Origin of the sequence: Nocardioides sp. (assembly GCF_036401255.1) — a bacterium.
Classification (GTDB): Bacteria; Actinomycetota; Actinomycetes; order Propionibacteriales; family Nocardioidaceae; genus Nocardioides.
The window spans coordinates 1-3,596 of the sequence record NZ_DASWVI010000458.1; the positions used below are offsets into that span (position 1 = coordinate 1).

The 3,596-nt window shown below is 73.1% G+C and carries 5 protein-coding genes; 4 read left to right on the forward strand and 1 reads right to left on the reverse strand.

What is annotated here, in order from left to right:
- Positions 1-297, forward strand: a 297-nt coding sequence (locus VGD85_RS20880) for an ABC transporter permease subunit (protein WP_331065355.1), incomplete at its 5' end; no start/stop codon positions are given.
- A 47-nt stretch (positions 298-344) separates the two neighbouring features.
- Positions 345-488, forward strand: a complete 144-nt coding sequence (locus VGD85_RS20885; protein WP_331065356.1) for a hypothetical protein — start codon at positions 345-347, stop codon at positions 486-488.
- A gap of 58 nt (positions 489-546) precedes the next feature.
- Here the strand turns inward: VGD85_RS20885 and VGD85_RS20890 are convergent, their stop codons facing one another.
- The gene (locus VGD85_RS20890; RefSeq protein ID WP_331065357.1) at positions 547-2,145 is read right to left on the reverse strand and encodes an alkaline phosphatase PhoX; all 1,599 of its coding nucleotides are present in this window, start codon (positions 2,143-2,145) and stop codon (positions 547-549) included.
- A 100-nt stretch (positions 2,146-2,245) separates the two neighbouring features.
- Here VGD85_RS20890 and VGD85_RS20895 point away from each other — a divergent pair, with 100 nt between their 5' ends.
- Both VGD85_RS20895 and VGD85_RS20900 read left to right on the forward strand, forming a co-directional pair.
- On the forward strand, positions 2,246-2,620 hold the full coding sequence (locus VGD85_RS20895) for a hypothetical protein (RefSeq protein ID WP_331065358.1): 375 nt from the start codon (positions 2,246-2,248) through the stop codon (positions 2,618-2,620).
- Positions 2,621-2,637: 17 nt separating this feature from the next.
- On the forward strand, positions 2,638-3,596 hold a 959-nt coding region (locus VGD85_RS20900; protein ID WP_331065359.1), incomplete at its 3' end, for a CehA/McbA family metallohydrolase.

The window sequence follows — 3,596 nt, forward strand, 5'->3', positions numbered from 1 at the left end:
CTGCCCCAGGCGGTCCGGATCATGCTCCCCTCGATCGTCAGCCAGTGCGTGGTGGCCCTCAAGGACACCAGCCTCGGCTACTACATCGTCGCGCCCGGTCTCACCGCGGTCGGCAAGCAGATCTATCTGGAGTTCTTCAACCAGGTCCCGACGGCGATCGTCCTGGCCGCGCTCTACATCACCTGCAACCTGCTGCTCACGGCCCTGGCGACCTGGCTCCAGCGTCGGTACGTCGGGGAGCGCAGCCCCGTGGACACCAGTCGGGCCGGCAACCTCGACGGCGGCCGCAACGCCTGACCGGCGCGGGCCGGTGTGCCTCGGACCGCGTCGGGTACCGGGCGGCCATGACCACCGCACCGTTCGAGCCCGACCCGACCATCGACCCCGACATCGTCCCCGGCTCGGACCCGGAGACCGCACCGGACCCGGTCGCGCCCGGGGAGACCGGGGTCCCCGACGCACCCGAGCCGCAGCCGACCGAGTCCTGACCGAAACACCTCGGCCCGCCCGGCGTGCGCCGGGCGGGCCGAGGTCGTGCGTGCCGGGTCAGCGGCGCCAGTGGACCTCCCAGGTGACGTTGTCACCGTGCTGCTGGGTCCAGAACGTGCGCCAGGTCGCCGACCACGGGTTCGGGATCTTCGCGCCGAGCAGGCCGGCCGCCGTCGGGTCGCCGTCGGAGACGTGGATGCCGGTGATCTCGTTGTCGCCGTCGTTGTACGACGGGCCGCTGGTCGCGTCGAACGTCGCGGATGCGTCGCGACCCTCGGCGAGCCAGCGCACCGCCCGCGGGGCCCGGTCCCGGCCGGCCGCCCGGTGGCCGCGCTGGCCGCCGAGGTCGTAGAGGAAGCCGGAGTCGAGGGCGTCGCGCTGCGCGTGCAGGCCGTCGCCGGCGTCCTCGACGACCAGCAGGTCGTCCTTGGTGAGGAACGCGATGTTGTCCAGGCCGGCGTGCGCCTTGTCGCCCACCGCGGCGATCGAGATCGTCCCGGTGGCGGCGCTCGGGCTCGACTGGGACACCTTGAAGACCCCGCCGTACGCACCGGGGAGCGTGCTGGCGGTGCTGGTGTCGCCGGTCTCGGTGAAGTAGAACTCGCGGAACCCGGTGCCCGGCCGGAAGACGCCGTTCTCCGGACGCTTGAGCGGCGTGGCGCCGGCCGCCTTCGCGGCGGCGGTGGCGTCGAAGGCCTCGGCGGCACCGTCGTGGACGGTCACCCAGCGGGTCTTGAACGACGTGCCGTAGGTGTGCAGCTGGGCAAGGAACGCGTCGGTCGGGTCGGCCTGCAGCTGGTCGGCGGTCACCGGGGTGCCGTCCTTGCGCAGGATCTGCAGCGCCTGCAGGGCTCCGCCCTGGGTGAGGTCGGCCTTGTCGGTGGGCACGAAGCGGTAGACGTAGCTGTTCGGGGCCTTGCCGCCGGACACCGAGGTGCCGCCGATGTCCTCGACCAGCCAGACGTTGCCGTCCTTGTCGTTCTGCACGCCCTCGTAGCCGCCGGAGCCGAGCGCGTCGAGCCGGACGGCCTTGCCGTCCACGGCGTCGCCGTTCGCGTCGAGGGCGACGCCGAGGACCCCGCCGTTGGGCGCCTTGGCCTCGGCGGTGAGCAGCAGCTGGTGGGAGAACGGGTCCCAGGTGATGCCGTCGATCGTCGGGTAGGCGTTGCCGGCGTCGTCGACGTCGGAGATCAGCGTGACCCGCTTGGCCGGGTCGGGCTCGTCGAGGTCGATGCGGGTGACGTAGCCGCGCGGGCCGCCCTCGTGGCCCTGGTAGAGGTAGTGCCGGCCGCCGAAGGTGAGGTAGACGTTCTTGTCCGGCTCGGTCTTGCGGGCCTCGTCGGAGGTCTGCGTGAGCGGGCCGCCGGCCTGCGTGTTGTAGCCGTAGTGGGTGACGCCGTTGGCGGTGTCGGGGTTGGCCAGCGGCAGCGCGCCCCAGGCGACCGAGCTCTGCATGGCGGAGGAGGTCAGCACGTTGTTCTGGACGCCCGATCGCGGGTTGGCGCTCGGGACGTTGGCCACCGTCGGGCCGTCGTGGCCGGAGCCACCGTGGCCGGAGCCGCCGTGCGCGATGGCCGGCGCGACGGTCAGGCCGGCGAGGCCGCCGGCCAGGAGCGCGCCGGCGAGGCCGGCGCGGGAGATGCGCTGAGGTGTCACGATGAACCTTTCGGGAGAAGCCGTGGATGTGCCGATCCGAGACCCCCGACCCGGACATCCGGAGCCTCGACGCCTGCCGTGACCGGCAGGCGTCCGCGGCGTGAACACCTGGGCTACGCTGCGCGGCGTGTGGTCCTACGGCTCGCGCGGCTCGATCCTGTCGCTGTGGTCGGACGGCTCCGTGCTGTCGATCGGCAGCATCGGATCGGTCGCGTCCTTCGGCAGCCTCGGCTCGGTGATGTCGGCCGGCTCGGTGGGCTCGCTGATGTCGGCGGCCTCGGTGCTGTCCTTCCAGAGCTCGGCCTCCGTGCTCTCCCGCGAGAGCAACGGCGCGGCGTTCTCCTACCAGTCCCACCGCGCGCTGCGGGGCTTCCGTGAGCACGGCGACCTGAGGGTCTGGCCCGGTCTGGTCGCCGGATCGGTGCTGCTGAGCGCCGCAATCACCGGGTTCGCCGTACGCCGCGCGCTGCGCTGAGCCATCCTGGTCGCACCATGTCCAGCCACCTCGATCGTCGTGGCCTGCTCCTGGCGGGTGCCGGGATCGCCACCACCGCCGCCCTGGTCACCTTCGAGCCGGCCGCCGCCGGGGAGGCGGTGACGAAGACCTTCCGAGGTCACTTCTCGCCCACGGACACCGAGGACTGGCGCTACCTGCCGTTCCGGGTGCCGAAGGGCGTGCGCCAGATCGAGGTCTCCTACTCCTACCCGCCGCCGTCGGACACCGGGTGGGGCTTCAGCACGAACGTCATCGACATCGGCATCTTCGACCCCTCCGGCATCGGCCTCGGCAACGCCGCCGGCTTCCGCGGCTGGTCCGGCGGGGCCCGGTCGTCGTTCCGGATCAGCCGCGGCTCGGCGACGCCCGGCTACCTCCCGGGACCGATCACCCCCGGCCGGTGGCGGGTGGCGCTCGGCCCCTACCAGATCCTCCGCGACCGGGTGCCCTACGAGGTGCGGGTGACGCTGCGCTTCGGGCGGCCCGGGCCGGCCTTCCACCCGGCGCCGGCGCCGGGCGCGATCGCGGGCACCGGACCGGGGTGGTACCGCGGCGACCTGCACGTCCACACCGTCCACTCCGACGGCGCGCAGACCCAGCGCGCGGTGGTCGAGGACGCCCGGGCGGCGGGTCTCGACTTCATCGGCACCGCGGAGCACAACACCAGCACCGCCCAGCGGACCTGGGGCCGGTACGTGACCGACGACCTCCTGGTGATCCCCGGCGAGGAGGTCACGACCCGGGCCGGGCACTGGCTGGCGACCGGCGTGCCGGCCGGCACCTGGATCGACTGGCGCTACCGCCCCGAGGACGACCGCCTGGCCGGCTTCACCCAGCGGGTCCGCGACCTCGGCGGCCTGTCGGTCGCCGCGCACCCCAACATCCCCGTCCCCTCGATCCGCTGGGACTTCGACCCCGGCTTCGCCGAGGTCGACGCGGTCGAGGTGTGGAACGG